The organism is Kitasatospora sp. NPDC059088, assembly GCF_042738155.1.
GTDB lineage: Bacteria > Actinomycetota > Actinomycetes > Streptomycetales > Streptomycetaceae > Kitasatospora.
The window spans coordinates 1,795-2,143 of sequence record NZ_JBHYGR010000284.1 but is presented as its reverse complement, the minus strand read 5'-3'; positions in this window follow the sequence as shown (position 1 = coordinate 2,143).

The window sequence follows — 349 nt, the reverse complement described above, 5'->3', positions numbered from 1 at the left end:
AACACATTACACTGGGTGGGGGAAATTGTTAAAAACCCACTACCGCGACCCCACCCGCCGGGCCCGCCCACCGGACGGGGCGGCGGCCTCGGCCTCTTGCGTTCCGGGTTCGAGGAAGAGGGCGGAGAAGAGCCGCGTACGGTCGCCCTCACCGACGTCCGTACGCGGCGTCTCCGCCTGCCGGGGTGCTCTGCGCACCGCTCTCGCCCGTCCGCGTGTCATCGCGGCCCGCGGCCTCCCCGGCGGGGGGGGGGGCGCCCCCCCCCGCGCCGCGGCGGGGGGGGGTGGGGGTTTGGTTTTGTTTGGGGGGGAGCGCGCGGGCGGGCGCCGCCGCCCGGGCGCCGCACGG